The organism is Azospirillum thiophilum, from assembly GCF_001305595.1.
Lineage (GTDB): Bacteria > Pseudomonadota > Alphaproteobacteria > Azospirillales > Azospirillaceae > Azospirillum > Azospirillum thiophilum.
Map to the genome: position 1 here is coordinate 1740332 of NZ_CP012401.1, position 25892 is coordinate 1766223.

Sequence of the window (25892 nt, forward strand, 5' to 3'; positions counted from 1 at the left end):
GAGGGCCGGCGGTGCCCGCGGGTCATAAGGCGGAATAAGTCCGTTTTGCGGTGTCGCACCGGGCCGATGGGGGATAGCATTTTCGGTGCGGAGTGGTCACGTTATCGAAACGATGCCTCCTCCGCCCGTAAAAGAGACGCCCCTCCGCCGATGACCGACGACCTGATCCGCCTCTATGGTGCCATCCTCGACCGCCGGAGCATGGACCCGGCGGAATCCAAGACCGCAAGGCTGATCGCCGCGGGTCCGAAGAAGATCGCCAAGAAGGTGGGCGAGGAGGCGGTCGAGGTGGCGCTGGATGCCATGAACGAGGATCGCCAGGGCGTCATCAACGAAAGCGCCGACCTGCTTTACAACCTGTCGGTCCTGTGGGCGACGCTGGACATCCACCCCGACGACGTCTTCGCCGAAATCCGCCGGCGCGAGGCGCTGTACGGCATCGCCGAGAAGCTGCCGAAGACCACGCCCGACAGGTGAGGGCGGCCTCAGGCCACCCCGAGCTTTTGCAGCAGCGGCAGACGCCGTTGCACGAACGCGGCGTGCCGGCGTGTCAGCTCCGCCCGGTTGGCTTCCTCCCCCTCGCAGCGTTCGCCGTCACGTCCCAGTGCGATGCCATCGGCCGACAGGTGATGCCAGGCGAAGGCGGCGGGCTCCGTCCCCCGCCGGGCCGCCAGCAGGAACAGCGCCTCGATCCGCGATACCGGCACGCCCGCCCCGAGCAGGGGGGAGGCGAGTTGCCCCGGCGTGTCGCCGAAGCGGTGGCGCTCCAGAACCGCGGCATTGAAGCGGTCGGCCGATGCCTGGCGTTCCTCCAAGCCGTCTTCCGGCATGGTCGGGGCGGCCAGCGACAGGCTGGTCAGCAGGATCAGGGCGCGCAGCACCGCCGCCTCGCCATGGGCCGCCAGCGCCGGGCGAGCGAGCAGCGCATCGAGGCTCTGCGGTCCTTCGGCCAGCGCCTCGCCCAGCGGGTGGTAGAGCGCCGGGGGGAAGGGCAAGCGGCCGATGGGGGTCGAGGCCACCTCCGGCAGGTCGTCGGCCGCCACCAGCAGGATGAAGCGGGTTTCGCCCAGCAGGGAACGCCGCTCCGCGGCGCCGAGCCGCTCGCCCCCCTTGACGAACAGGTCGCGGCGGAAGCTGCGGTTGGTCATCATGTCGCGCAGGGTCTCGGCCTGGGCGGGGTCATGCGCCTCCGCCGCCAATGCCAACTGGGCAGAGGAGAGGGCGAGGTCGTCCAACTGTTCCATCGGCACGGCGGCGCCGGCGAACTCCAGCTTGGCGGCCGCCATCCCGCGCACGACGTCGGCATGGTAGAAGGCGGTCCAGTCGCCGTTCAGATATTCATGGGCGATGTAGTTCGCTGACTTGCGGCGCAACTGCTCGATCCGCTCGGCGACGCCGTCGGTGCCGGCGAGCCAGCCGCCGCCCTGCGCCGCCATCTTCGCCGCGAAGTCTACCGCGCGGGCGATGCGGTCGGGCAGCAGGCCGTCGCCCTCCGCGCAGCGCTCCACCAGCAGGCGGCGCAGCGGCATGTGGGCCAGCGTGCCGGGAAGCGCATTGTAGCTGACGAACAGCACGCCGCCGGGGGCCAGCCGCCGACGCAGCACATCGAGCAGGATCGCCCGGTTCTCCGCACTCACCCAGGACCAGACGCCGTGCAGGGCCACCGCGTCCAGCATCGGCCCGTCGCGCCGGGCATAATCGGCGAAGCTTTCCTCCAGGAACTCGGCGTTGGCCAGGCCGCCGTCCGCGGCCAGCCGCCGGACGCCGGCGATGTGCGAGGGGTTGAAGTCCATCGCCTCGAACCGCGCCGCCGGATGGGCGCCGGCGAGCAGCGCGCTGGTCAGCCCATGGCCGCAGCCGGGTTCCGCCATGGTGAAGCGGCCGCGGCGCAAGCCTTCCGGCGGGCGCCAGCCGTGCAAGGTGAGGGCGAAGCAGAGCAGGGCCGGCGACCAGTCGCGATAAACGGCGCGGATATAGTCGATCCCGCCGACATAGCCCTCGGTCCAGCCGCTCATGCTCGTTCTCCCGCTTTCCGGTGCTCGGTCCCTGATCCCCGGTCCGATGCCGCTGATGTAGCTGCCGGAGGCAGAGGGCGGCCACTGAAAAGCATGGCGGAAAGGGTGGGCCAAAAAATTCACATGGAGCGTGATTTTGCTATCGACAGGCCAAAAGCCCTTCGTTATAAACCGCGCCACACCGGCCGGGACAACGGCTTGGCCGGGGCGATGAACAGTCGGCTGGTTTCAGCCAGGTTCACCGCAGCAAGAGATGGGCGCATAGCTCAGTTGGTAGAGCAGCTGACTCTTAATCAGCGGGTCCAAGGTTCGAGTCCTTGTGCGCCCACCATCTCTTGAAAACATCCTACGGATGGGCGCATAGCTCAGTTGGTAGAGCAGCTGACTCTTAATCAGCGGGTCCAAGGTTCGAGTCCTTGTGCGCCCACCATCCATAAGGGGCTGAAACCGAACAGGTTTCGGCCCTTTGCCATTTCCGGTCCCGGTGAACCCGCGAACGTTTGACCGGACCGCCGCCGCCGCCCGTTTCTACCCCTCCGCCCGTGCCAGAAAATCCGCCGTGACGCGGTCCATCGTCGCGAGATGGGTGTGGAACCAGTCCGGGAAATGGAAGCGCAGGTATTTGCGCGCCCGCTCCTCCTTGCCCTCGCCCAGTTCCGCCTCGATCACCGCGATGACGGCCAGGACGCGGGCATGCTCTTCCATGTGGCAATGCAGCGCGAAGAAGCCATGTTCAGTCATCAACGCGTTTTCGCGGGCGAAATGCTCGCGCAGATGCGCGGCGAAGGCGGCGAACGCGGCTTGGAGCGCTCCGGCGGGGGCGGCGCTGGCGGCCTCCCACAGGGCGAGGGAGTCGGCGTGGTCGCGGTCCATGACCGCGTAACCCAAGGTGATGCTGTCCGGCGCGAGCATGATCGTTCCTGTATCCCTGAACGGCGATGGCCTTCGGAGGCGATGCTCCGAAGGCCACCATACCCTTAATCGGGACAGGGTCTCTTGACGCCGGTCAAGCCGTCAGGATCTCAGGCGGCGTTCTCGCCGGCCTCCAGCTCGTCGATGAAGCCGCGGATGACGCCCAGCCCCTTCTGCCAGAAGGCGGGGTCGGAGGCGTCGAGACCGAATGGCGCGAGCAGGTCCTTGTGGCGCAGCGTGCCGCCGGCCGACAGCATCGCCAGATACTTCTCGGCGAAGCCCTGTTCCGCATCCTGGTAGACCGCATAGAGCGAGTTCACCAGGCAGTCGCCGAAGGCATAGGCGTAGACGTAGAAGGGCGAGTGGATGAAGTGGGGAATGTAGGACCAGTAGTGCCGGTATCCCTCGTCGTAGCGCAGCGCCGGGCCCAGGCTTTCGCTCTGCACCGCCATCCAGATTTCGCCGATGCGGTCCGGCGTCAGTTCGCCCTCGCGCCGTTCGGTGTGGACGCGGCGTTCGAAATCGAAGAAGGCGATCTGGCGCACCACCGTGTTCAGCATGTCCTCGACCTTGCCGGCCAGCATGATGCGGCGGCGCTTGGGATCGGTCTCCGCTGCCAGCAGGGCGCGGAAGGTCAGCATCTCGCCGAACACCGACGCCGTCTCCGCCAGCGTCAGCGGGGTGTCGGACAGGAAATGCCCCTGTTTCCCGGCCAGGATCTGATGGACGCCGTGCCCAAGCTCGTGGGCCAGCGTCATCACGTCGCGCGTCTTGCCCTGGTAGTTGACCAGCAGATAGGGATGGACGCTGGGCACGGTCGGGTGGGCGAAGGCGCCCGGCGCCTTGCCGGGGCGGACCGGCGCGTCGATCCAGGGATTGTCGAAGAAGCGCTTTCCCAGGCTGGCGAGGTCGGGGGAGAAGCGGCCATAGGCGCCCAGCACGATGTCGCGCGCCTCGCCCCAGGGGATGCTGCGGTCGGCATCCTCGGGCAGGGGGGCGTTGCGGTCCCAGTAATCCAGATGGTCCTGGCCGAACCATTTGGCCTTCATCGCATAATAACGGTGCGACAGGTCCGGGTAGGCGCCCTTGACGGCGGAGACCAGCGCGTCGACCACCTCATCCTCGACCCGGTTGGACAGGTTGCGGGCCGACGTCGGCGTCGGGTAGTTGCGCCAGTCGTCCTCGATCTCCTTGTCCTTGGCCAGCGTGTTGGTGATCAGCGCGAACAGGCGCGCATTCTCGCCCAGCACCTTGCCCACCGCCTCGCCGGCCTCGCGGCGAACGGCGGGGTTGCGGTCGGACAGCCGGTTCAGTGCCTCCGCACAGGTCAGCTCCCTGACGCCATTCGGGCCCCCCATCGGGAAGCGCAGGCTGGCGATGGTCTCGTCGAACAGGCGGTTCCAGGCGGCGCGGCCGACCACATGCTTCTCGTGAAGCAGCCGTTCGATCTCGTCCGACAGCTGGTGGTCGCGATAGAGCCGGACGTCGCGCAGCCACGGCTCGTAATGGCGAAGGGCTGCGGAGGCGGCCTGCTTCGCCGCCAGCCCCTCGTCGTCCAGCCGGTTGATCTCCAGGGTGAAGAAGATCAGGTGGGCCGAGATGTCGTTCACCCGCTCCTGCGCCGACTGGTAGAATTTGGCGATGGTCGGGTCGACCATGTTGCCGTTGTAGACCAGCCCGGCATAGGACATGACGCGCGACAGCGTCTCGTCGATGTCCTCATAGCCGCGGATCGCCGCGGCCAGATCGTCGCCGGTCAGCGCCGCCAGCTTGCCGGCATAGCGCTCGCGGAAGGCCTTGCACTCCCGCTCCATGCGGTCGAGGTCGGCCTTCAGCTCGGCTGACTCCATGCCGGGATAAAGGTCGCTGAGGTCCCAGGTGGGAAGCGCGCCCAGATCGGGGGTATCGTTTGCGGCCGTGGCGGCGCTGCTGGTCATCGAATTGCTCCAGAGATTGGTAGGATCCATATAAGCGCGCACGCGCCGCGGGCAAAGTCCTCATCCGGCCGCGGTTCCGTCCGGATGAAGCTCCCGGCGCCCGGCGCGCAGCACGGCGCGCGACAGGTCGGCAAGGGTCGTGCTGGCGATGCGGCTCTGCTGCCAATGCAGCGGCACGTCCAATGGCCGGCCGGGCACCAGTTCCACCAGCCGTCCCGCCGCCAGATGGTCGGCGACCAGCGGCTCGGGATTCATCCCCCATCCCAATCCGGCCAGCGCCCCGTCGACGAAGGCATGGGTCGACGGCAGCCAATGGGTCGGCGGAGCCGGCACATCCCCCGGTGCCATGCCGCCCAACGCCAGACGCAGCCATTGGACCTGAAGCCGGTCCTTGCGGTTGAAGGTGAGGCAGGGGGCGCCCGCCAGTGCGGCGGCCGACACCCCGTCCGCGAAATGACGGCGCATGTAATCGGGGCTGGCGGTGGCGCGGTAGCGCAGGGCGCCCAGGGGATGGCTGTTGCAGCCGGGGACCGGGGCGGTGCTGGCGGTCACGGCGGCCAGAACCTCGCCCTTGCGCAGCCATTCGGCGCTGTGGTCCTGGTCGTCCAGCACGAGGTCGAACAGGCAGCCCGGCACCTCCGCCATCGCGGCGATGAACCATGTGGCCAGGCTGTCGGCATTCACCGCGATGCGCAGGGTGGTCGGCCCGTCCGCCGGAGCCAGCCCGGGCAGGGCGCCGCGCAACTCGCTTTCCAGAAGGGCCACCTGCTCGACATGCTGGCACAGGCGCTGCCCGGCGGCGGTGCCGGTGCAGGGCTGTCCGCGCACCACCAGCACGCTGCCCAACCGTTCCTCCAGCAGCTTCACCCGCTGCGACACCGCGGAGGGCGTGACGTGCAACTGCTGCGCGGCACGTTCGAAGCTGCCGGTGCGGATCACGGCGGCCAGCGCCGCCAGCAGCGGATAATCGAGCATGGATTAGCATCGCTTCATCAAGGCAAGAAGGATTAAGTACGACGAAGCTCGGTCCGATGGTAGCGGAATAGCATCGCCCCCTTTCGGAACCGCCACGATGATCGACCTCACCCCTGCTTTGCTGATGCCCGCCTTCCTGCCGGGCCTGTTCCTGGGCTTCAGCCTGATCGTCGCCATCGGGGCGCAGAACGCCTTCGTGCTGCGCCAAGGCCTGCGCAACGAGCATGTGCTGGCGATCTGCGCCACCTGCGCCCTGTCGGATGCGGTGCTGATCCTGGTCGGGGTGAGCGGATTCGCCACGGCCGGGGCGCGCTGGCCATGGCTGGAACCGCTGATGCGCTATGCCGGCGCTGCCTTCCTGCTGGTCTATGGGCTGCGCAGCGCTCATTCGGCCTTGAAGGGCGGGTCCGGGTTGGCGCCGGCGGACCGGGAGCCGGGCGGGCTGCTGCCGGCGCTGCTGACCTGTCTGGCGCTGACCTGGCTGAACCCGCATGTCTATCTCGACACGGTGGTTCTGGTCGGCTCCGTCTCCTCCCGTTTCGCAGAGGCGCGGGGCGCCTTCGCGCTGGGGGCGATGACGGCCTCCTTCCTGTTCTTCTTCGCGCTCGGCTATGGCGCCCGGCTGCTGCGCCCGCTGTTCGCCCGGCCGGCGGCGTGGCGGGTGATGGATGGTGTCATCGCCCTGGTGATGTGGGCCATCGCCGCCGGCCTGCTGGCGGGTTAGGGGTGTGTTAGGGGCGGGCGAACAGGTCGCCGTCCTCGCAGAACAGGAGCGACCGGTGGAGCGCCGTTCCCGCCATCGTGCCGGCCCCCACGGCCAGAGCCACCGATCCCGCCGCCCGTGCCGCGTCTCCGCAGGCGAAGAGACCGGGAACGCTGGTTTCCTGCATCCCGTCCGTCCGGATATAGGCGCCGAGCGGCCCCTCGTCGAAGGCACATCCGAGCTGGGTGGCCAGCGGGCTGGCGACACGGCTCGCCGGCAGAACGAAAAGGCCGGCGAAGGGCAGGACACGTCCATCCGCGAGTGCGACGTCTGCAGGCTCGCCGCCGATGCCGGCGACGAGGGCCGTTTCGACCGCAACCCCGCGCCGTTCCAGATGGGCCGACTGGTCGGCATCCGGCGCGAACGTCCCATTGAGCAACAGGGTCGTCGGTCCCCAATCCGGCAGCATCAGCGCATGGTGCATCGACTGGCCGGACACGGCGATGACGCCGATCCGTCCCTGCATCAACTCGTAGCCATGGCAATAGGGACAATGGAAGACGGAGCGTCCCCAGCGTTCCGCCAGACCGGGGATGGCGGGCAGATCGTCGACGACTCCGATGGCCAGCAGCAGGCGCCGCCCCGCGAAGCTGCGGCCTGCGGCATCCGTGACCCGAAAGCCGGCGCCCGTCCGCTCCGCCCGCTCGGCCCGTCCGGTCTCCCAGGTGACGGTGGGGTAGCGCATCAACTGGTCCCGGGCCTCGGCGGCGATTTCTCCCGGTGGCCGGCCGTCCTGGCCGAGAAAGCCGTGGGAGTGGGAGGCGAAGCGGTTGCGCCGGATCCCCTCGTCGATCACCAGCACCCGGCGCCGGGCGCGGGCGAGCTGCAGGGCCGCTGCGATGCCGGCATAACTGCCGCCGACGATGATCGCGTCGTAGGTCATCGGCTCTTTCCCTTCCATGATTTGAATCGTTTGGTGCGCTCTCACGACCGCCCTCCGGGGCGGGCATCACGATACATCGTAAGTTACGTGAGTGGGCGCGGTCAACGTGGCATGTAACTCCTGAAGTATCGTGAGTTGGATCGGACATGCGAGCGGGAGACGATCGCCGATGAGACAGGACAGCCGCCTTTCCCGCATGCTGCATGTGCTCATCCATATGGACCGCCATGATGGCGCCCTGACGTCGGAGGTGATCGCGGCCATGCTGAACACCAATCCGGTGGTCATCCGCCGGACGATGGCCGGACTGCGCGATGCCGGCTATGTGCGGTCGGAAAAGGGCCATGGCGGCGGCTGGCGGCTTGCCCGCCCGCTTGATGGGATCACGCTGCTCGACATCCATCTTGCGCTCGGCGAACCGACGGTCTTCGCCATCGGGCCGACGGACGATGATCCGAGCTGCCTGGTGGAGCAGGCGGTCAACGCCGCCCTGGACGATGCCTTGCGGGAGGCGGAAGCGGTGCTCATCCGCCGTCTCGGCATGGTGACGCTCGCCGATCTCGCCGCCGATTTCGACCGCCGCTTCACCGCCTTGGGCAAGCTCTGAAGGCGGGGTCTATTCCGCGCCCTGCGCCCCGGCCGCCTGCGCCCCCGCCTCCTGCGCCCGGCGGATTGCCGCCTCGACGCATTGCAGGTGCAGCTTCTTGCGGGCGAGCTGGCGGGCGCGGCGTTCCTCCAGGTCAGTGGTCGCCATCGCTTCGATGGCGCAGCCGCGCCAGCCGTTGGCATCGAGCGCGCGGGCGACCTCGGCATAGCCGAAATAGCCCTTCTCCGGCTGCTCCCACGGCGCCCGGAAGTCGGCGCGGCGCAGCACGAAGCGGTTGGACTGGCTTCCGCCGCCCAGATTGGTCAGGCGGGCCACGATCAGCCGCTCGCCGTTGCCGTGAACGACGGTCAGGATCGGGCGGATTCCGGTGATGGGTGGATCGACGGCCATGTTCCATGCATAACGGTCCGGGGGCGTCCTGACCAGTGCGTCGCTTAGCACAGGTCGGGACGCTCCGTCGCCCGTCCGAACGGAGAAACGCCGATGCGCCTGGTCCCGACCGTGTCGTTTACCGCTCTCACGGCCATTCTGCCGGTGTTGCTCATCGTGGCCGGCCCGGTCACGGCGCAGCAGGTTCCCGCACAGCAAGCCATCGCGACAGGTTGCGAAGCCTATGCGGCCAATCCGATGATCGAGGCGCAGCTGTTCTTCGGCCGCAACATCGGCAGTGAGGTCGGCGTCAGCGAGCGCGATTGGAGCGGCTTCCTGGATGACGAGGTGACGCCCCGTTTTCCCAACGGCCTGACCGTCATCGACGGTTCCGGCCATTGGCGGGACAGCGAGACCGGCCGCCTGATCCGCGAGCCCAGCAAAATCGTCACCCTGCTGGCCGACCGAGATCCGGCGACGCTGCATCTGATCCGTGAAATCGTCGACCTGTACAAGGAGCGCTTCCACCAGCAGTCGGTCGGGCTCGCCATCCGTCCGGTCTGCGCGTCCTTTTGAATTCAGCGATCCGGAAGGATGCTTCACTTTCAGGGAATGCGACAGCTCGCCGCACCCCCGACCTTCAGACATTTGCCTAGCCTTATGCTTTTGTCGCAGATTGTGGAGGCTGCGTAACGGTTCGTTTCGTGGCCGAGAGGAAATGCGCACCGAATGGTGCCAAAATAGAATGAGGGACGCCCTGCCATGAGCCCGACCGCCAGCACCACGACCGCCGAGCTTTACGACCGGATGCATGCCCGCTCCCTGTCGGATCCCGAGGGATTCTGGGGAGAGGCCGCCAAGGACATCTCCTGGTACAAGCCCTGGGACAAGGTGCTGGACGACAGCAACGCCCCCTTCTACCGCTGGTTTACCGGCGGCGAACTGAACACCTGCTACAATGCGGTGGACCGCCATGTGGAGGACGGTCGCGGCGCCCAGCCGGCGATCATCTACGACAGCCCGGTGACGCAGACCGTCCAGACCATCACCTATGCCGAACTGCTGGATCAGGTCGCCCGCTTCGCCGGCGTGCTGCGGGCCCAGGGCGTGGAGAAGGGCGACCGCGTCCTGCTCTACATGCCGATGATTCCGCAATCGGTCGTCGCCATGCTGGCCTGCGCCCGCCTGGGCGCGGTGCATTCGGTGGTGTTCGGCGGCTTCGCCCCGCACGAGCTGGCGACACGCATCGACGACGCCAAGCCGAAGGCGATCGTGTCGGCCTCCTGCGGAATCGAACCGAACCGCATCGTGAAGTACAAGCCGATGCTGGATTCGGCGATCGAGCAGTCGGTCCACAAGCCCGGCAGCGTCATCGTCTGGCAGCGCCCGCAGGAGACGGCGACGCTGATCGCCGGCCGCGACGTGGATTGGGCCGAGGCGTCGGCGGCGGCCGAGCCAGCCGGCTGCGTGCCGGTCAAGGCGACCGACCCGCTCTACATCCTCTACACCTCCGGCACCACCGGCCAGCCCAAGGGCGTGGTGCGCGACAATGGCGGTCATGCGGTGGCGCTGCGCTGGACCATGACCAACATCTACAACGTCAAGCCGGGCGAGGTGTATTGGGCGGCGTCGGATGTGGGTTGGGTGGTCGGCCACTCCTACATCGTCTATGCGCCGCTGTTGACCGGCTGCACCACGGTCGTCTTCGAAGGCAAGCCGGTCGGCACCCCCGATCCCGGCACCTTCTGGCGGGTGATCGAGCAGCACAAGGTCGGCACCCTGTTCACCGCCCCGACCGCCTTCCGCGCCATCAAGCGCGAGGATCCGGACGCCAATCATCTGAAGAAATACGACCTGTCGCATTTCCGTGCCCTGTTCCTGGCCGGCGAGCGCTCGGACCCCGACACGCTGCATTGGGCCGAGGACAATCTGAAGGTTCCGGTGATCGACCATTGGTGGCAGACCGAGACCGGCTGGGCGATCTCCGGCAATCCGCTGGGCGTTCACCTGTTCCCGATCAAGTACGGCTCCGCCACCCGCCCGATGCCGGGCTGGGACGTGCGGGTGTTGAACGCCGAGCTGAAGGAAGTGCCGCGTGGCGACATCGGCGCAATCTGCGTGAAGCTGCCGCTGCCTCCGGGCACGCTGCCGACGCTCTGGAACGCCGACGAGCGCTTCAAGAAATCCTATCTGGCCGATTACCCCGGCTACTACCAGACCGGCGATGCCGGCTTCGTCGACGACGACGGCTATGTCTATGTCATGGCGCGCACCGACGACATCATCAATGTCGCCGGCCATCGCCTGTCGACCGGCGCGATGGAAGAGGTACTGTCGAGCCACAAGGATGTCGCCGAATGCGCGGTGATCGGCGTTGCCGACGACCTGAAGGGGCAGGTGCCGCTCGGCTTCGTCTGCCTGAAGGCTGGCGTGACCCGCCCGCATGAGGAGATCGTCAAGGAGGTCGTCCAGCTGGTGCGCGCGCAGATCGGCCCGGTCGCCGACTTTAAGCGGGCGCTGGTGGTCGATCGGCTGCCGAAGACCCGTTCGGGCAAGATCCTGCGCGGCACCATGCAGAAGATCGCCGACTGCCAGGATTACAAGATGCCGGCGACCATCGACGATCCGGGCATCCTGCCGGAGATCGCCGACGCGCTGAAGACGCTGGGCTATGCCAAGACCAGCGGCACGCCGGAATGAAGGCATGATGAACAGGGGACGGCTTTCGGGCCGCCCCCATCCGCCATTCCGGGAGGTTCAGCCGGAGACCACCGACAGGTTTTCCGGCTCCTCGCTGCCCAGGTCGAGCAGCGGCAGGAAGCTCGCCGGCTCCTGCGCGCCGGACAACGCATAGCGGCGGTTGAAGATGTAGCAGGGCACCGCCTGCAGCCCCATCTGGCGTGCCAGCGCGTCGGCGGCATGGACCGCCGCCGATTCGGCGTCGGTGGACAGCTGGCGCCGGATGTCGGAAAACTCGAGTCCCAGTCCGGTGGCGATGCCGGCCAGGGCGTCGAGGTCGCCGATGTCCACCCCCTCGGCGAAATAGGCGGTGAACAGCGCATCGGCCATGGCGTTGCCCAGGCCCTGCCGGCCGGCGATGCGGACCAGCCGATGCGCGTCGAAGCTGTTGGGCGTGCGCTGGATGCGGTCGAGCGCCAGCGGCAGCCCGTCGCGCATTGCCGTCTCCTCCACCACCCGGTGGATTTGCCGTGCCCGCTCCAGGCCGCCGAACTTGGCGGCCAGATAGTCGTCGCGCGACATCCCGCCGCGGGCCATGTCCGGATTCAGCTGGAAGGGCTGCCAGCGGATCTCCGGCCGCAGGGCGGGCCGCTGCATCAGCGCCCGGTCGAGCCGGCGCTTGCCGATGTAGCACCAGGGGCAGATCAGGTCGGCGAAGGTTTCGATCAGCATTCCATCACTATCGGCGAGCCGCCGGCCCGGGGCAACCGCTTCTTCCGCCGCCCCTCCGCCTGCAACCCTTTGTTAACCGAGTTGGCCCGACAGTCCGGAATGGCTCCGCCGGTTCGGAAGCGGCCTGCCTGCCCGGCAGCGGATGGCAGCGAACTCGGCGGTGTGGCGGATATATCCCGGTGGGCGAGACGCGATGAGCAACTCCTACGTCGACGGCAAGGTGCGCGAAGCGATCATGGCGGCCAAGGGCAGCCGGACCAACGCGCAGAAGCTCTTGATGGCCTGGGCGGTCGAGGATCCCGACCTGCTGCGCGGAATCGCCCAGCCCTTCCTGAAGGCCATCGCCGCCGCCGCCATCGAGCGTGCCGGCCGTCCGCCCGCGCGCAGCCCGGCGGCCCGTCCCGCCGCTGCGGCGGGGGGAGGGCGCCCATCGGCGTCCGGTCTCAGCCGCGATGCGCTGGAAAACCTGCTGAACCAGTTGGGCCGCGACGAAGGCGGGCCTGCCGACGCGCGCCCCGCGGCTGCCGCCAAGGCGGCGGCTCCGGGGAAGACGGGCGCCACGGTGCATGAGGCGCCGGCCGGCGGTCCTTCCCACGAAAAGGCGATGATGGCGATCGCCAAGGCATTCGTCGCCAAGAAGGTGCGCTGAACCCGCCTGCGATCCGCGACTCAGGATTTGCGGATCACGACCCGTTGTCGGCGGTGTAGGGGGTGGCGTCGTCGAACCAACTGCGCTGGTGCGGGACCGGCCTGATGTCCGGCGGCGGGCTGGCCAGCGCGGTGTTGCCGTTGCGGTAGGGGTCGGGGATGTGGTGGCATTGAACGTCGGCCAGCGTGCGGTAGCAATAGAGCCGCGAACGGTCGACCACCACCTTGTCCGGGCAATAATCGCCGGTGGTCTCGAAGCTGATGATCGAGCAGTCGCGTCCGGTCGCCGCCGAGACGATATGGTCGCCGATGGTCTTTTTGGTGGCGTTCAGGGTCACCACGTCCGCGCCGGCCGCGGCCAGCCCGATCGGTGACGTGCAGCCGGCCAATCCCGGCGCCAGCACAACCACCGCCAGCCACCCCAGCCCGGAGACCGCTCCCCTCGCGCCCATCGCCATCCGTCCCCTCTGCCGCACGCAGGCCCAAGCTTCACTGTGCATTGCGCGTGAACGCGGTTAACAAGCGGTGAATTCACCCCCTGGGGAGGGGCTCAACGCAGCAGCGTGCAGATTCGCGACCGGCATTGGACGAGGACGAAGGCATCCTTGTCCTCGGTGCAGCCGACCTTGAAGGTGGTCGCTCCCTCGCGTCCCACCGTGTAGCGCAGCACCTCCACCTTTGCCGGAGTGCAGTTGCCCATGGACTTGGCGATTTCCTTCGCTTCCGCCTGGGCGGCGGACACGTTGGACGCGGCGAAGGCGCTGTCTGCCGTCATCAGGGACATCAGGGCGGCCGACAGGACGACGCAACGGCGCGGGAAGGGCGAGTCGCGGAAGCTCATGGGCCGACTATCGCATGAGGCGGCGTAGAATCGGAAGTGGTGCCTCCGAATTGTCGCAGCGATGCGATTCCCGCCGCCGCGTGAACAGGAAGCTGCTATGCTCTGGTTCTGCAATGACGCTGCGGTGAAGGCCTGTCGCCGACGGCAGCATGGGGGCGGGGGAACGCATGATCTCGAACGACCGGCGGCTCGGCGACCGCATCCTCGCCGCACTGGAAATGGCTTTGGAGCAAAAGCACCTGGAGGTCGCCGAGCATCTGGCCCGCGCGCTGGAGGAGACCTTGACCCGCTTTGGTGGACCCGATGCCGTCGACCATCGTCAGGTGTCGGCAGGGTTGCTGCAGGCTTTCGACCGGCTGGATGAACTGCGCCGGGACGCGCACCGGCTGCCGTGAGCGGGCCTGCTGGGCGGGGGACGCCGCATCCGTTGTTTTCTGCAATTTGGTGATTGACAGGCAGCCATCGGGCCGACTACAAACCGCCCACCGAACGACGGGGGCCATCGACGGTCCCGGCGAAAACAACAGACAGCTCAAAGATTTGGCTCTTTGGACGTTTGTTGTTTACTGCATGTCGCTCTGCGCGGGTGTAGCTCAGTTGGTTAGAGCGCCGGCCTGTCACGCCGGAGGCCGCGGGTTCAAGTCCCGTCACTCGCGCCACTTTCTTTACAGAAATTCCGCAGAATTCGCCAGTACGGCGCAAGGACTCGCAGATTGCGGGTCCTTTTTTGCATGCAAATAGTCTTTCCTTTGCCGATTTTTAAAAACGTGGTATTACCAAGCTCTGGTGCAGGGATAGGCTTGTCCTTCCGCGTAGTGAAAAGCGATTCAAAGCGCTTTCCTTGCCCACGCTCTCGGCATATATTCCGGCCCGTCTGATGGGCTAATCCAAGGCATGGCTGCCACGGCTTTGCGCTTCCGCCGATTTCGCGGCTGGAACGGCGCCCGTGGTCGTGGGCTTATGGGAGGAACGCGGTGTCGACTCCGCTGATCATTGAGTATCTTCCGATCCTGGTGTTTCTGCTGATCGGCATCGCGCTGGCCGCGGTGATGGTTGGGGCATCCTACGTCATCAGCCCGAAGAACCCGGACGCGGAGAAGGTCTCCCCCTACGAATGCGGCTTCGAGCCGTTCGAGGACGCGCGCACCAAGTTCGACGTGCGGTTCTATCTGGTCTCGATCCTGTTCATCATCTTCGACCTCGAAGTCGCCTTCCTGTTCCCCTGGGCGGTTGCGCTGGGCGACATCGGGCTGTTCGGCTTCTGGTCGATGATGCTGTTCCTCGGCATCCTGACCATCGGCTTCATCTATGAGTGGAAGAAAGGAGCTCTGGAATGGGAGTAGAGGTCGCCAAGCCGCTGGCGCCGATTCCGCCCGGACCGGAACAGGACGCCTACATCCGCGCGGTCTCCGACGAGATCCAGGACAAGGGCTTCGTGCTGGCGAAGTACGAGGATCTGCTCGCCTGGGCCCGGACCGGCTCGCTGTGGCCGATGACCTTCGGCCTGGCCTGCTGCGCGGTGGAGATGATCCACGCCTACATGAGCCGGTACGACCTGGACCGTTTCGGCGTGATTCCGCGTCCCAGCCCGCGCCAGTCCGACTGCATGATCGTGGCCGGCACGCTGACCAACAAGATGGCCCCCGCGCTCCGCAAGGTCTATGACCAGATGCCGGAACCGCGCTGGGTGATCTCGATGGGCTCCTGTGCCAACGGCGGCGGCTACTACCACTATTCCTACGCGGTGGTGCGTGGCTGCGACCGGATCGTGCCGGTGGACATCTATGTGCCTGGCTGCCCGCCGACGGCGGAGGCGCTGATCTACGGCATCCTCCAGCTCCAGAAGAAAATCCGTCGCGGCAACCGCATCGCCCGCTGAGCCTAGCGGACTGTCCCGTCCGGGCCTCCGGGCGGGATCGAAAGAGAAGCGCGCTGAAGACAAGTAGGAAGGCAGGGTCCCACCCATGTCCGAACAGGCGTTGAAGGAACTCGGGGACGTCATCGCGGCCAAGCTCGGCGGCGACGTCCTGAAGGTCGAGGTAAGGCTCGGCGAGCTGATGGTGACGGTCGCCCGACCGTCGATCCTGACGGTGCTGACCGCGCTGCGCGATGATCCGGCCATCCGGTTCGAGCAGCTGACCGACATCACCGCGGTGGATTACCCGGACCGCATCGAGCGGTTCGAGGTCGTCTACCAGCTGCTCAGCTATACCCACAACCGGCGCATGCGCGTGAAGCTCGCCACCGACGAGGACACGCCCGTGCCATCGGCCGTCTCCGTCTTCAGCGCGGCCAACTGGTTCGAGCGCGAGGCGTGGGATCTGTTCGGCGTCTTCTTCGAAAACCACCCCGACCTGCGCCGTATCCTCACCGACTACGGGTTCGAGGGGCATCCCTTCCGCAAGGACTTCCCGCTGACCGGCTACGTCGAAGCCCGCTACGACGAAGACCAGAAGCGCGTGATCTACGAGCCGGTCCGTCTGACCCAGGATTTCCGTGCCTTCGACTTCCTCAGCCCGTGGGAAGGCATGACCAACGTCATGCTGCCCGGCGACGAGAAGGCGGCCCTCCAGGACGGGAGCAAGAAGCCGTGAGCATGACCGTTTCGACCGAATCGGCGACCGGCGTCGTTGTGGCCGGACCCGGCGGGCCGATCAGCGCCACCGGTCCCGAGACCAAGACGCAGATCAAGCCCTACACGATGAATTTCGGGCCGCAGCACCCGGCCGCCCACGGCGTGCTCCGTCTGGTGATGGAGCTGAACGGCGAGGTGGTGGAGCGCTGTGATCCGCACATCGGTCTGCTGCACCGCGGCACCGAGAAGCTGATCGAATACAAGACCTACATCCAGGCCGTGCCCTATTTCGACCGCCTGGATTACGTCAGCCCGATGTGCATGGAGCACGCCTATGTGCTCGGCATCGAGAACCTGCTGCAGATCAAGGCGCCGCTGCGCGCCCAGTATATCCGCGTGCTGTTCTCGGAGATCACGCGCATCCTGAACCACATCCTGTCGATCACGACGGGTGCGCTCGACGTCGGTGCCATCACGCCGGCTCTGTGGGGCTTCGAGGAACGCGAAATCCTCATGGAGTTCTACGAGCGGGTGTCGGGTGCGCGCCTGCACGCCAACTATTTCCGGCCGGGCGGCGTCGCCTGGGACATCCCGGACGGGCTGCTGGACGACATCTGGGCCTTCACCGAGCGTTTTCCCAAGTTCATGGCCGACCTCGAAAGCCTGCTGACGGAAAACCGCATCTTCAAGCAACGCACGGTCGACATCGGCATCGTCACCAAGGAAGAGGCGCTCGACTGGGCCTTCACCGGTCCGATGCTGCGCGGTTCCGGCGTCGCCTGGGATCTGCGCAAGTCGCAGCCCTACGAGGTCTACGACCGCATGGAGTTCGACGTGCCGGTCGGCCTGACCGGGGACTGTTGGGCGCGCTATCTGGTGCGCATGGAGGAGATGAAGCAGTCGCTGCGCATCATCCGCCAGTGCTGCAAGGAGATGCCGGCCGGTCCTTATAAGATCGAGGACCGCAAGGTGTCGCCGCCGCCGCGTGGCGAGATGAAGCGGTCGATGGAAGCACTGATCCATCACTTCAAGCTCTTCACCGAGGGCTTTCACGTCCCGGCCGGCGAGACCTACACCGCCATCGAGGCGCCCAAGGGCGAGTTCGGCGTGTATCTGGTGTCCGACGGCACCAACAAGCCCTACCGCTGCAAAATCCGCGCGCCGGGCTTCGCCCATCTTCAGGGCCTGGACTTCATGTCGAAGGGGCACATGCTGGCCGACGCCGTCGCCAACATCGCCTCGATGGACATCGTTTTCGGAGAGATCGATCGATGAGCGCGCCCGCTTCCGATCACGGCCACGCTGAGCCGACCAGCTTTACCTTCACTTCGGAAAACCTGGAACTGGCGAAGCGCATCATCGCCAAGTACCCGGCCGGCAAGCAGGCGAGCGCCTGCATGCCGCTGCTAGACGTCGCCCAGCGCCAGAACGGCGGCTGGCTGCCGCGCGTCGCCATGGACGCCGTGGCCGACCTGCTGGGCATGCCGCGCATCCGCGTGTACGAGGTCGCGACTTTCTACACGATGTACAACAAGAACCCGATCGGCAGGCACCACATCCAGGTCTGCACCACCACGCCCTGCTGGCTGCGCGGGTCGGACGACATCGTCCACACCTGCAAGAAGAAGCTCGGGATCGAGGTGGGCGAGACCACGGCCGACGGCCAGTTCACGCTGGGCGAGGTCGAATGCTCGGGCGCCTGCGTCAACGCGCCGGTTGTGCAGATCGGTGACGATTACTACGAAGACGTGGGTCCGGAGCATATGGAGCGCATCCTCGATGCGCTGGCGCGCGGCGAGACGCCGAAGCCCGGTTCGCAGACCGGCCGTCAATCGTCGGAGCCGGTCGGCGGCCCGACGACGCTGAAGGCATTCACCACCGCGCAAGCGGACGATTGAGGGGGAGGGGACAGCGATGCTTCGCGATGAGGACCGCATCTTCACCAACCTCTACGGCTACCAGGACTTCGGTCTGGAGGGAGCCCGCAAGCGCGGTGACTGGGACAACACGGCGGCGATCCTGGCCAATGGCCGCGAGTGGATCATCGAGCAGGTGAAGGAATCGGGGCTGCGCGGCCGCGGTGGCGCCGGCTTCTCGACCGGCATGAAGTGGTCCTTCATGCCGAAGAACGTGACCGACAAGCCCGTCTACCTCGTCATCAACGCCGACGAGGGCGAACCCGGCACCTGCAAGGACCGCGACATCCTGCGCCACGATCCGCACAAGCTGATCGAGGGCTGCCTGATCGCCGGTTTCGCCATCGGCGCCAGCGCCTGCTACATCTACATCCGCGGCGAGTTCTACAACGAGGGCTCCAACGTCCAGCGCGCCATCGACGAGGCGTACGCGGCGGGGCTGATCGGCAAGAACGCCTGCGGCACCGGCTACAGCTACGACGTCTACATCCATCGCGGTGCGGGCGCATACATCTGCGGCGAGGAAACCGCGCTCATCGAGTCGATCGAGGGCAAGAAGGGCCAGCCGCGCAACAAGCCGCCGTTCCCCGCCCAGGCCGGGCTCTATTCCTGCCCGACCACGGTGAACAACGTCGAATCGATCGCGGTGGTTCCGACCATCCTGCGTCGCGGCGCCTCCTGGTTCGCCGGCCTCGGCCGCCCGAAGAATTCGGGCACCAAGCTCTTCTGCATCTCCGGGCACGTGAACAATCCGTGCAACGTGGAAGAGGAGATGGGCATCCCGTTGAAGGAGCTGATCGAGAAGCATGCCGGCGGCGTGCGTGGCGGCTGGGACAATCTGCTGGGCATCATCCCCGGCGGCTCGTCGGTTCCGGTCCTGCCCAAGTCGATCTGCGACACGGTGCTGATGGATTTCGACAGCCTGCGCGAGGTGCAGTCGGGCCTGGGCACCGCCGCGGTGATCGTGATGGACAAGTCCACCGACATCGTGAAGGCGATCGCCCGCCTGTCGTCCTTCTATGCGCATGAGTCCTGCGGCCAGTGCACGCCGTGCCGCGAAGGCACCGGCTGGATGAGCCGCATCATGCAGCGCATGGTCACCGGCAATGCGCGGCTGGAAGAGATCGACATGCTGCTGCAGGTCACCAAGCAGGTCGAAGGCCACACCATCTGCGCGCTCGGCGATGCCGCCGCCTGGCCGATCCAGGGCCTGTTCCGCCACTTCCGCCCGGAAGTCGAGCGGCGCATCCAGGCCTACCGCAATGCTGCGCCGCTGGCGGCCGAGTAAGGAGTTCCCGTTCCCATGCCGAAACTCACCATCGACGGGATCGAGATCGAGGTCGAGCCGGGCACCTCGATCCTCCAGGCTTGTGAACAGCTGGGGATCGAGATTCCGCGCTTCTGCTACCATGAGCGCCTGAGCGTGCCGGCCAACTGCCGCATGTGCCTGGTGGAGATGGAGCGCGCGCCCAAGCCGGTCGCGTCCTGCGCCATGCCCTGCGGCGACGGGATGGTCGTCCGCACCAACAGCGAGACCGTCCTGAAGGCCCGCAAGGGCGTTATGGAATTCCTGCTGATCAACCACCCGCTGGATTGCCCGATCTGCGACCAGGGCGGCGAGTGCGACCTGCAGGACCAGGCCATGGCCTACGGCTTCGACCGCGGCCGCTACGGCGAGAACAAGCGGGCGGTGCAGGACAAGTACATGGGTCCGGTCATCAAGACCATCATGACCCGTTGCATCCACTGCACCCGCTGCGTCCGCTTCATCAACGAAGTGGCCGGTGTGCCGGACGTCGGCGCCGTCTATCGCGGCGAGCATATGGAGATCACCACCTTCGTCGAGAAGGCGATCGGCTCGGAGCTGTCGGGCAACCTCGCCGACGTCTGCCCGGTCGGCGCGCTGACCCACAAGCCCTACGCCTTCACCGCCCGGCCGTGGGAGCTGCGCAAGACCGAGACCATCGACGTCCTAGACGCCGTCGGCTCCAACATCCGCGTCGACGCCCGTGGACCCGAGGTGATGCGGGTCCTGCCGCGCGTCAACGACGACATCAACGAGGAGTGGCTGAACGACAAGAGCCGCTATTCGTATGACGGTCTCAAGCGCCAGCGGCTGGACCGCCCCTATGTGCGCCAGAACGGCAAGCTGGTCCCGGTCAGCTGGACCGAGGCCTTCACCGCCATTGCCGCCCGGCTGAAGGGCCTGTCCGGCAGCCGCGTCGCCGCCATCGCCGGCGACCTGATCGACGTCGAGGCGCAGTTCGCGCTGAAGGAGCTGCTGTCCCGTCTGGGGTCGGGCAACCTCGACTGCCGCCAGGACGGTGCGCGGTTCGACACCTCGGTGCGTGCTGGCTACCTGTTCAACTCGGGCATCGCCGGCATCGAGAAGGCCGACGTCATCCTGCTGGTCGGCACCAACCCGCGCTGGGAAGGCACGCTGGTCAACGCCCGCATCCGCAAGCGCTATCTGGCCGGCGGCGTCACCATCGCCTCGATCGGCGAGCAGCGTGACCTGACCTATCCCTACAGCGTGATCGGGTCCGGCCCGGAGACGCTGCAGCAGCTGGTCGACGGCAGCCATCCGTTCTCCGAGACGCTGCGCGCCGCCAAGAACCCGATGATCATCGTCGGCATGGGCGCTTTCCAGCGCGCCGACGGGCTCGCGGTCCAGGCCGCCGCCCGTCTGGTCGGCGAGGTCTACGGCATGTTCCGCGACGATTGGAGCGGTTTCAACGTGCTGCACACCGCCGCGGCGCGCGTCGGCGGCATCGAGGCCGGCTTCCTGCCGGGCGAGGGTGGCCGCGACATCCACGGCATCCTCGACGGTGCGGCCAAGGGCGAGATCGAGTTCGTCTACCTGCTGGGTGCCGACGAGATCGACATGGCGAAGCTGGGCAACGCCTTCGTCGTCTACCAGGGCCATCATGGCGATGCCGGCGCCCACCGCGCCGACGTCGTCCTGCCGGGTGCCGCCTACACCGAAAAGAACGCGGTCTACGTCAACACCGAGGGCCGTCCGCAGCTCGCCCGCCTCGCGGTCTTCCCGCCGGGCGAAGCACGCGAGGACTGGAAGATCGTCCGCGCCCTGTCTGAAGTCCTGGGCACCACGCTGCCCTTCGACAGCCAGACCCAGCTGCGCCAGCGGCTGATGGCGGCGAACCCGATCTTCGCGGCGGTCGGCGAAACGACGCCTGCGGCCTGGGCTCCCTTCGGCGCGCAGGGGGCGGTCGACGCCACCCCGTTCGTGACGCCGATCACCAACTTCTACATGACCGACCCGATCAGCCGGGCGTCGGTGACGATGGCCAACTGCACGGAAGCGCTGGTGGGCCCTGCTCAGGAGAGGACTGGCACCCATGGCTGAGTTCTGGAGCGGCTTCCTCCTGCCGCTGATCATTATGGTCCTGCAAATCCTGGCGATCACCGTGCCGCTGCTGGTGGCCGTCGCCTTCATGACCTATGCCGAGCGCAAGATCATGGGCGCGATGCAGATGCGCCAGGGGCCCAGCATCGTCGGCCCCTTCGGCCTGCTGCAACCCTTCGCCGACGGCCTGAAGCTGTTCGCCAAGGAGCAGATCCTGCCGGAAGGCGCCAACCGCGTCGTCTTCTACGTCGCGCCGATGCTGACCTTCTTCCTGGCGCTGATCGCCTGGGCGGTCATCCCGTTCGATTACGGGGTGGTTCTGTCCAACATCAACGTCGGCGTGCTGTACCTGTTCGCGATCTCGTCGCTGGGCGTGTACGGCATCGTGATGGCCGGCTGGGCATCGAACTCGCGCTACGCCTTCCTCGGCGCGCTGCGCTCGGCGGCACAGATGGTGTCCTACGAGGTCTCGATGGGCCTCATCATCATCACCGTGCTGCTGTGCGTCGGCTCGCTGAACCTGACCGACATCGTGCGTGCGCAGGAGACCGTCTGGTTCTGCGTCCCGCTGCTGCCGATGTTCGTGATGTTCTTCATCTCGGCGCTCGCGGAAACCAACCGCGCCCCCTTCGACCTGCCGGAAGGCGAGTCGGAACTGGTCGCCGGCTTCATGGTCGAATACAGCTCGGCCCCCTTCGCGCTCTTCTTCCTTGGCGAATACGCCAACATGATCCTGATGAGCGCGATGACGAGCATCCTGTTCCTCGGCGGCTGGCTGCCTCCGCTGCCCTTCGCGCCCTTCACCTGGGTGCCGGGCATCGTGTGGTTCGCCCTGAAGATCGCGCTGTGCCTGTTCACCTATGTCTGGGTTCGCGCCACGGTGCCGCGCTATCGCTACGACCAGCTGATGCGGCTGGGTTGGAAGGTCTTCCTGCCCTTCTCGCTGTTCTGGGTCGTGCTGACCGCCGGTGTCCTGGTGACTTTCGACTGGTTGCCCAAGTAAGCGGCACCGCATAAGCCAGCCTGCACCGAACACACCATTGACGTGTCGATTTGAGTGCCGGCGAGCCGTCCGATCAACGGGGCGACCGCCGGCGAGGAAGGAGACGAAGAGGCCATGGCGTTCCTCGACCGCGCGGCGCGCAGCCTGTTCCTGACCGAGCTGCTGGGTGGCATGGCGCTGACCTTGAGCTACATGTTCAAGCCCAAGGTCACCCTGAACTACCCCTATGAGAAGGGTCCGATCAGCTCGCGCTTCCGCGGCGAGCATGTGCTCCGCCGCTATGCGAGCGGCGAGGAGCGCTGCATCGCCTGCAAGCTGTGCGAAGCGGTGTGCCCGGCTCTCGCCATCACCATTGAGGCCGAACCGCGTGACGACGGCAGCCGCCGCACCACGCGCTACGACATCGACATGACCAAGTGCATCTACTGCGGCCTGTGCCAGGAGGCCTGCCCGGTCGACGCAGTGGTCATGGGGCCGAACTTCGAGTTCTCCACCGAATCCCGTGAAGAGCTCTTCTACAACAAGCAGAAGCTGCTGGCGAACGGCGACCGCTGGGAGGCGGAGATCGCCCAGAACCTCGCGGCCGAGGCTCCTTACCGGTAAGCGGAAGCGAGAAAAACGATGATACTCCAAGGCATCGCCTTCTACGTGTTCGCCGCGCTGCTGGTGGCCTCCGGTGTGATGGTCATCTCGGCGCGGAACCCCGTTCACTCCGTCCTGTTCCTGATCCTCGCCTTTTTCCAGGCTGCCGGTCTCTGCGTCCTGATGGGCGCGGAGTTCATCGCGATGATCCTGATCATCGTCTATGTCGGCGCCGTCGCCGTGCTGTTCCTGTTCGTGGTGATGATGCTCGACATCAACTTCCGCGAGCTGCGGCAGGGGGCGATGGAAGCGCTGCCGCTGGGCGCGCTGGTCGGGCTGATCCTGCTGGCCGAACTGGCGGCCGTGCTCGGCGGCTGGATCGTGGCTCCCAACGTCGCCGCCATCGCGGGCGCGCCGACCCCGGCGCTGGATCAGGTGTCCAATACCCATGCGCTGGGCCGGCTGATGTACACGCAGTACGTCTATCTGTTCCAGGCGTCCGGCATCGTCCTGCTGATCGCCATGATCGGCGCCATCGTGCTGACGTTGCGGCAGCGGGCGGGCGTGCGTAAACAGAATGTCGGCGAACAGATCTCCCGTCGCCGGGAAGACGTGGTCGTCATTCGCAAGGTCACGACCGGGGAGGGCGTGTGATCATGGAGATCGGTCTCGGACATTACCTGACGGTCTCGGCCATCGTCTTCACTCTGGGCGTGCTGGGGATCTTCCTGAACCGGAAGAACGTCATCATCATCCTGATGTCGATCGAGATGATGCTGCTGGCGGTGAACCTGAACCTCGTCGCCTTCTCGACATACCTGCATGATCTGGTCGGCCAGATCTTCGCCATGATCATCCTGACCGTCGCCGCCGCCGAGGCGGCCATCGGCCTCGCCATCCTGGTGGTCTACTTCCGCAACCGCGGCTCGATCCGAGTCGAAGACATCAACATGATGAAGGGCTGAGGCGGCGCCATGGAAGTGCTAGTCGTATTCCTTCCGCTCCTGGCGTTCCTCGTCGCCGGATCGATCGCGCTGTTCGGCGGGCCGAAGGCCGAGCCGGCGGCTGCCGGTCACGGAAGCCACGGTCATGGCCATGACGATCACGGGCACGCCCAGATCGCCCATGCCCATGACGGCCATTCCCACGATGATCATGGCCACGACGATGCCCACGACGACCATCATGTCGTCGCCGGGCCGCCGACCGTCGGCGACCGGGTCGCCCAGTTCGTGACCGCGGGTGCGGTGCTGGTGTCGGCGATCCTGTCCTGGATCCTGTTCTTCGACGTCGCCGTGGGCGGTCATCCGCGCACGATCGAGCTGATGACCTGGATCCAGAGCGGCACGCTCGACGTGAAGTGGGCGCTGCGCGTCGACCAGCTCACCGCGGTGATGCTGATCGTCGTCAACACTGTCTCGGCCTGCGTCCATGTCTACTCGGTCGGCTACATGGCCGAGGACCCGCAGAAGCCGCGCTTCATGGGCTACCTGTCGCTGTTCACCTTTGCCATGCTGATGCTGGTGACGGCGGACAACCTGGTCCAGCTGTTCTTCGGCTGGGAGGGCGTCGGTCTCGCCTCCTACCTGCTGATCAATTTCTGGTACGAGAAGCCCTCGGCCAACGCCGCCGCGATGAAGGCCTTCCTGGTCAACCGGGTCGGCGACTTCGGCTTTGCGCTCGGCATCTTCGCGATCTTCGTGCTGACCGGCTCGGTCCAGTTCGATGCGATCTTCGCCAAGGCGCCGACGCTGACCGGCGAGACGCTGCATTTCCTCAGCTGGGATTTCAACGGCCTGACCATCGCCTGTCTGCTGCTGTTCATGGGCGCCATGGGCAAGTCGGCCCAGCTCGGCCTGCACACCTGGCTGCCGGACGCGATGGAAGGCCCGACCCCGGTGTCGGCCCTCATCCACGCCGCCACCATGGTCACCGCTGGCGTCTTCATGCTCTGCCGCCTGTCTCCGGTGTTCGAGTATGCGCCGACGGCGCTGGAGGTCGTCGCGGTGGTCGGCGGCCTGACCGCTTTCGTCGCCGCGACCATCGGTGTCACCCAGTTCGACATCAAGCGGGTCATCGCTTATTCGACGATGTCCCAGCTCGGCTACATGTTCTTCGCCATCGGCGTGTCGGCCTATGGCGCCGCCATGTTCCACCTGTTCACCCACGCCTTCTTCAAGGCGCTGCTGTTCCTCGGTGCCGGCTCGGTCATCCATGCCCTGCACCATGAGCAGGACATGCGCAAGATGGGCGGCGTCTGGCGCAAGATTCCCTTCACCTACGCGGTGATGTGGATCGGCAACCTGGCGCTGGCCGGTCTGCCCTTCTTCGCCGGCTTCTACTCCAAGGACATGATCCTGGAGGCGGCCTTTGCCTCGGGCAGCGGGGTGGGACGCTTCGCCTTCGCGCTCGGCATCGCCGCCGCGCTGCTGACCGCCTTCTATTCCTGGCGCCTGCTGTTCATGACCTTCCACGGCACGCCGCGGATGGACCGTCAAGTCTACGACCACGCCCATGAGTCGCCGGTCGTCATGCTGGTGCCGCTGGCAGTCCTGGCGCTGGGCGCCCTGTTCGCCGGCGTCGGCTTCCACGAGTGGTTCATCGGCCACGACCGCGCCGAGTTCTGGGGCAAGGCCCTGATGGTTCTGCATGACCACGACACTGTCGAGGCCGCGCATCACCATACTCCGGGCTGGGTCAAGCTGGCTCCGCTGGTGGTCGGCCTGCTCGGCATCGCCATGGCTTATGTCGGCTATATCAAGATGCCGCAACTGCCGGGCAAGATCGCCGGCACCTTCCGTGGCGTCCACCAGTTCCTCTACAACAAATGGTACTTCGACGAGCTGTACGACGCGCTGTTCACCCGTCCGGCCAAGGCCCTCGGCTACGGCCTGTGGAAATCGGGCGACGGGGCGGTGATCGATGGCGTGGGTCCGGACGGCATCGCCGCCGCCACCCGCGACATCGCCGCGCGCGCCAGCCGGTTGCAGTCGGGCTACGTCTATCATTACGCCTTTGCCATGGTGATCGGGGTCGTCCTGCTCGTCGCCTGGCTGTCGGTCTTCGGCTGAGCGGTTTCGAAGGAGAA

28 protein-coding genes and 3 tRNA genes are annotated in these 25892 nt (G+C 66.5%); 22 read left to right on the forward strand and 9 right to left on the reverse strand.

The features are described from left to right. Positions 1-150 precede the first annotated feature (150 nt). Positions 151-477 carry a phosphoribosyl-ATP diphosphatase gene (hisE, locus tag AL072_RS08095; protein WP_045580764.1) on the forward strand — a complete coding sequence of 109 codons (327 nt, stop codon included), beginning with the start codon at positions 151-153 and terminating at the stop codon, positions 475-477. Between the two features lie 8 nt (positions 478-485). On the opposite strand, the gene AL072_RS08100 is transcribed toward hisE, so the two are convergent. Then, on the reverse strand, positions 486-2015 hold the full coding sequence (locus tag AL072_RS08100; RefSeq protein WP_045580763.1) for a class I SAM-dependent methyltransferase: 1530 nt from the start codon (positions 2013-2015) through the stop codon (positions 486-488). A gap of 255 nt (positions 2016-2270) precedes the next feature. Between AL072_RS08100 and AL072_RS08105 the strand changes: the two genes are divergently transcribed. Together AL072_RS08105 and AL072_RS08110 are read left to right on the forward strand one after the other, a co-directional pair. Then, positions 2271-2346, forward strand: a tRNA-Lys gene (locus AL072_RS08105). 23 nt (positions 2347-2369) lie between these two features. Further along, positions 2370-2445, forward strand: a tRNA-Lys gene (locus AL072_RS08110). A gap of 98 nt (positions 2446-2543) precedes the next feature. Here AL072_RS08110 and AL072_RS08115 read toward each other — a convergent pair. The 3 genes from AL072_RS08115 to AL072_RS08125 form a co-directional block, all read right to left on the reverse strand. Further along, positions 2544-2927, reverse strand: coding sequence for a bacteriohemerythrin (locus tag AL072_RS08115; RefSeq protein WP_045580762.1), 384 nt, complete (start codon positions 2925-2927; stop codon positions 2544-2546). 110 nt (positions 2928-3037) lie between these two features. Further along, positions 3038-4864: a M3 family oligoendopeptidase gene (locus tag AL072_RS08120; protein ID WP_045580761.1), complete on the reverse strand. Its 1827-nt coding sequence runs from the start codon at positions 4862-4864 to the stop codon at positions 3038-3040. 60 nt (positions 4865-4924) lie between these two features. Continuing rightward, entirely contained in the window at positions 4925-5839 is a 915-nt protein-coding gene (locus AL072_RS08125; RefSeq protein ID WP_045580760.1) for a LysR family transcriptional regulator ArgP, read from the reverse strand. Positions 5840-5936: 97 nt separating this feature from the next. On the opposite strand from AL072_RS08125, the gene AL072_RS08130 reads away from it, so the two are divergent. Further along, positions 5937-6563: a LysE/ArgO family amino acid transporter gene (locus AL072_RS08130; protein WP_082108824.1), complete on the forward strand. Its 627-nt coding sequence runs from the start codon at positions 5937-5939 to the stop codon at positions 6561-6563. Between the two features lie 7 nt (positions 6564-6570). On the opposite strand, the gene AL072_RS08135 is transcribed toward AL072_RS08130, so the two are convergent. Further along, positions 6571-7485, reverse strand: a complete 915-nt coding sequence (locus AL072_RS08135) for an NAD(P)/FAD-dependent oxidoreductase (RefSeq protein ID WP_045580759.1) — start codon at positions 7483-7485, stop codon at positions 6571-6573. A gap of 169 nt (positions 7486-7654) precedes the next feature. Here AL072_RS08135 and AL072_RS08140 point away from each other — a divergent pair, with 169 nt between their 5' ends. Beyond that, the gene (locus AL072_RS08140) at positions 7655-8092 is read left to right on the forward strand and encodes an Rrf2 family transcriptional regulator (RefSeq protein ID WP_045580758.1); all 438 of its coding nucleotides are present in this window, start codon (positions 7655-7657) and stop codon (positions 8090-8092) included. Positions 8093-8101: 9 nt separating this feature from the next. Here AL072_RS08140 and AL072_RS08145 read toward each other — a convergent pair whose 3' ends face one another. After that, complete coding sequence (locus AL072_RS08145) at positions 8102-8482, reverse strand: hypothetical protein (protein ID WP_045580757.1); 381 nt, start codon at positions 8480-8482, stop codon at positions 8102-8104. 93 nt (positions 8483-8575) lie between these two features. On the opposite strand from AL072_RS08145, the gene AL072_RS08150 reads away from it, so the two are divergent. Together AL072_RS08150 and AL072_RS08155 are read left to right on the forward strand one after the other, a co-directional pair. Continuing rightward, entirely contained in the window at positions 8576-9037 is a 462-nt protein-coding gene (locus tag AL072_RS08150; protein WP_052709901.1) for a DUF3574 domain-containing protein, read from the forward strand. Between the two features lie 186 nt (positions 9038-9223). Then, complete coding sequence (locus AL072_RS08155) at positions 9224-11161, forward strand: propionyl-CoA synthetase (protein WP_045580756.1); 1938 nt, start codon at positions 9224-9226, stop codon at positions 11159-11161. Between the two features lie 57 nt (positions 11162-11218). Here AL072_RS08155 and AL072_RS08160 read toward each other — a convergent pair whose 3' ends face one another. Next, positions 11219-11872: a DsbA family oxidoreductase gene (locus AL072_RS08160; protein WP_045580755.1), complete on the reverse strand. Its 654-nt coding sequence runs from the start codon at positions 11870-11872 to the stop codon at positions 11219-11221. A 193-nt stretch (positions 11873-12065) separates the two neighbouring features. Here AL072_RS08160 and AL072_RS08165 point away from each other — a divergent pair, with 193 nt between their 5' ends. Beyond that, a complete protein-coding gene (locus AL072_RS08165; protein WP_045580754.1) occupies positions 12066-12521 on the forward strand; it encodes a hypothetical protein in 456 nt (151 codons plus the stop codon). A 34-nt stretch (positions 12522-12555) separates the two neighbouring features. On the opposite strand, the gene AL072_RS08170 is transcribed toward AL072_RS08165, so the two are convergent. Together AL072_RS08170 and AL072_RS08175 are read right to left on the reverse strand one after the other, a co-directional pair. Next, complete coding sequence (locus tag AL072_RS08170; protein WP_144428174.1) at positions 12556-12972, reverse strand: hypothetical protein; 417 nt, start codon at positions 12970-12972, stop codon at positions 12556-12558. A 98-nt stretch (positions 12973-13070) separates the two neighbouring features. Beyond that, positions 13071-13361 (reverse strand): hypothetical protein, encoded by a 291-nt coding sequence (locus AL072_RS08175; RefSeq protein WP_245636626.1) that lies wholly within the window; start codon positions 13359-13361, stop codon positions 13071-13073. Positions 13362-13528: 167 nt separating this feature from the next. On the opposite strand from AL072_RS08175, the gene AL072_RS08180 reads away from it, so the two are divergent. The 14 genes from AL072_RS08180 to nuoL all read left to right on the forward strand — a co-directional run bounded on the left by AL072_RS08180 (position 13529) and on the right by nuoL (position 25875). Next, positions 13529-13756, forward strand: a complete 228-nt coding sequence (locus AL072_RS08180) for a hypothetical protein (RefSeq protein ID WP_052709900.1) — start codon at positions 13529-13531, stop codon at positions 13754-13756. 187 nt (positions 13757-13943) lie between these two features. After that, positions 13944-14020, forward strand: a tRNA-Asp gene (locus AL072_RS08185). A 315-nt stretch (positions 14021-14335) separates the two neighbouring features. After that, positions 14336-14704: an NADH-quinone oxidoreductase subunit A gene (locus AL072_RS08190; RefSeq protein WP_045580751.1), complete on the forward strand. Its 369-nt coding sequence runs from the start codon at positions 14336-14338 to the stop codon at positions 14702-14704. Then, positions 14695-15240 (forward strand): NuoB/complex I 20 kDa subunit family protein, encoded by a 546-nt coding sequence (locus AL072_RS08195; protein WP_200192574.1) that lies wholly within the window; start codon positions 14695-14697, stop codon positions 15238-15240. Before AL072_RS08190 ends, AL072_RS08195 begins: the two co-directional genes overlap by 10 nt. Positions 15241-15325: 85 nt before the next feature. Continuing rightward, positions 15326-15955 carry an NADH-quinone oxidoreductase subunit C gene (locus AL072_RS08200; RefSeq protein ID WP_045580749.1) on the forward strand — a complete coding sequence of 210 codons (630 nt, stop codon included), beginning with the start codon at positions 15326-15328 and terminating at the stop codon, positions 15953-15955. 107 nt (positions 15956-16062) lie between these two features. Beyond that, positions 16063-17211: an NADH-quinone oxidoreductase subunit D gene (locus tag AL072_RS08205; RefSeq protein ID WP_045582388.1), complete on the forward strand. Its 1149-nt coding sequence runs from the start codon at positions 16063-16065 to the stop codon at positions 17209-17211. After that, positions 17208-17834, forward strand: coding sequence for an NADH-quinone oxidoreductase subunit NuoE (nuoE, locus tag AL072_RS08210; RefSeq protein ID WP_045580748.1), 627 nt, complete (start codon positions 17208-17210; stop codon positions 17832-17834). The genes AL072_RS08205 and nuoE overlap by 4 nt, the downstream gene beginning before the upstream one ends. A gap of 16 nt (positions 17835-17850) precedes the next feature. After that, positions 17851-19140: an NADH-quinone oxidoreductase subunit NuoF gene (gene nuoF, locus AL072_RS08215; protein WP_045580747.1), complete on the forward strand. Its 1290-nt coding sequence runs from the start codon at positions 17851-17853 to the stop codon at positions 19138-19140. Between the two features lie 15 nt (positions 19141-19155). Next, complete coding sequence (gene nuoG / locus AL072_RS08220; RefSeq protein WP_045580746.1) at positions 19156-21219, forward strand: NADH-quinone oxidoreductase subunit NuoG; 2064 nt, start codon at positions 19156-19158, stop codon at positions 21217-21219. Next, positions 21212-22222 (forward strand): NADH-quinone oxidoreductase subunit NuoH, encoded by a 1011-nt coding sequence (gene nuoH / locus AL072_RS08225; protein ID WP_045580745.1) that lies wholly within the window; start codon positions 21212-21214, stop codon positions 22220-22222. The genes nuoG and nuoH overlap by 8 nt, the downstream gene beginning before the upstream one ends. A gap of 114 nt (positions 22223-22336) precedes the next feature. Continuing rightward, positions 22337-22825, forward strand: coding sequence for an NADH-quinone oxidoreductase subunit NuoI (gene nuoI / locus AL072_RS08230; protein WP_045582387.1), 489 nt, complete (start codon positions 22337-22339; stop codon positions 22823-22825). Between the two features lie 18 nt (positions 22826-22843). Beyond that, positions 22844-23458 carry an NADH-quinone oxidoreductase subunit J gene (locus AL072_RS08235; RefSeq protein WP_045580744.1) on the forward strand — a complete coding sequence of 205 codons (615 nt, stop codon included), beginning with the start codon at positions 22844-22846 and terminating at the stop codon, positions 23456-23458. Between the two features lie 2 nt (positions 23459-23460). After that, positions 23461-23769 (forward strand): NADH-quinone oxidoreductase subunit NuoK, encoded by a 309-nt coding sequence (gene nuoK / locus AL072_RS08240; protein ID WP_045580743.1) that lies wholly within the window; start codon positions 23461-23463, stop codon positions 23767-23769. Positions 23770-23778: 9 nt separating this feature from the next. Further along, positions 23779-25875, forward strand: a complete 2097-nt coding sequence (gene nuoL / locus AL072_RS08245) for an NADH-quinone oxidoreductase subunit L (protein ID WP_045580742.1) — start codon at positions 23779-23781, stop codon at positions 25873-25875. Positions 25876-25892 lie beyond the last annotated feature (17 nt).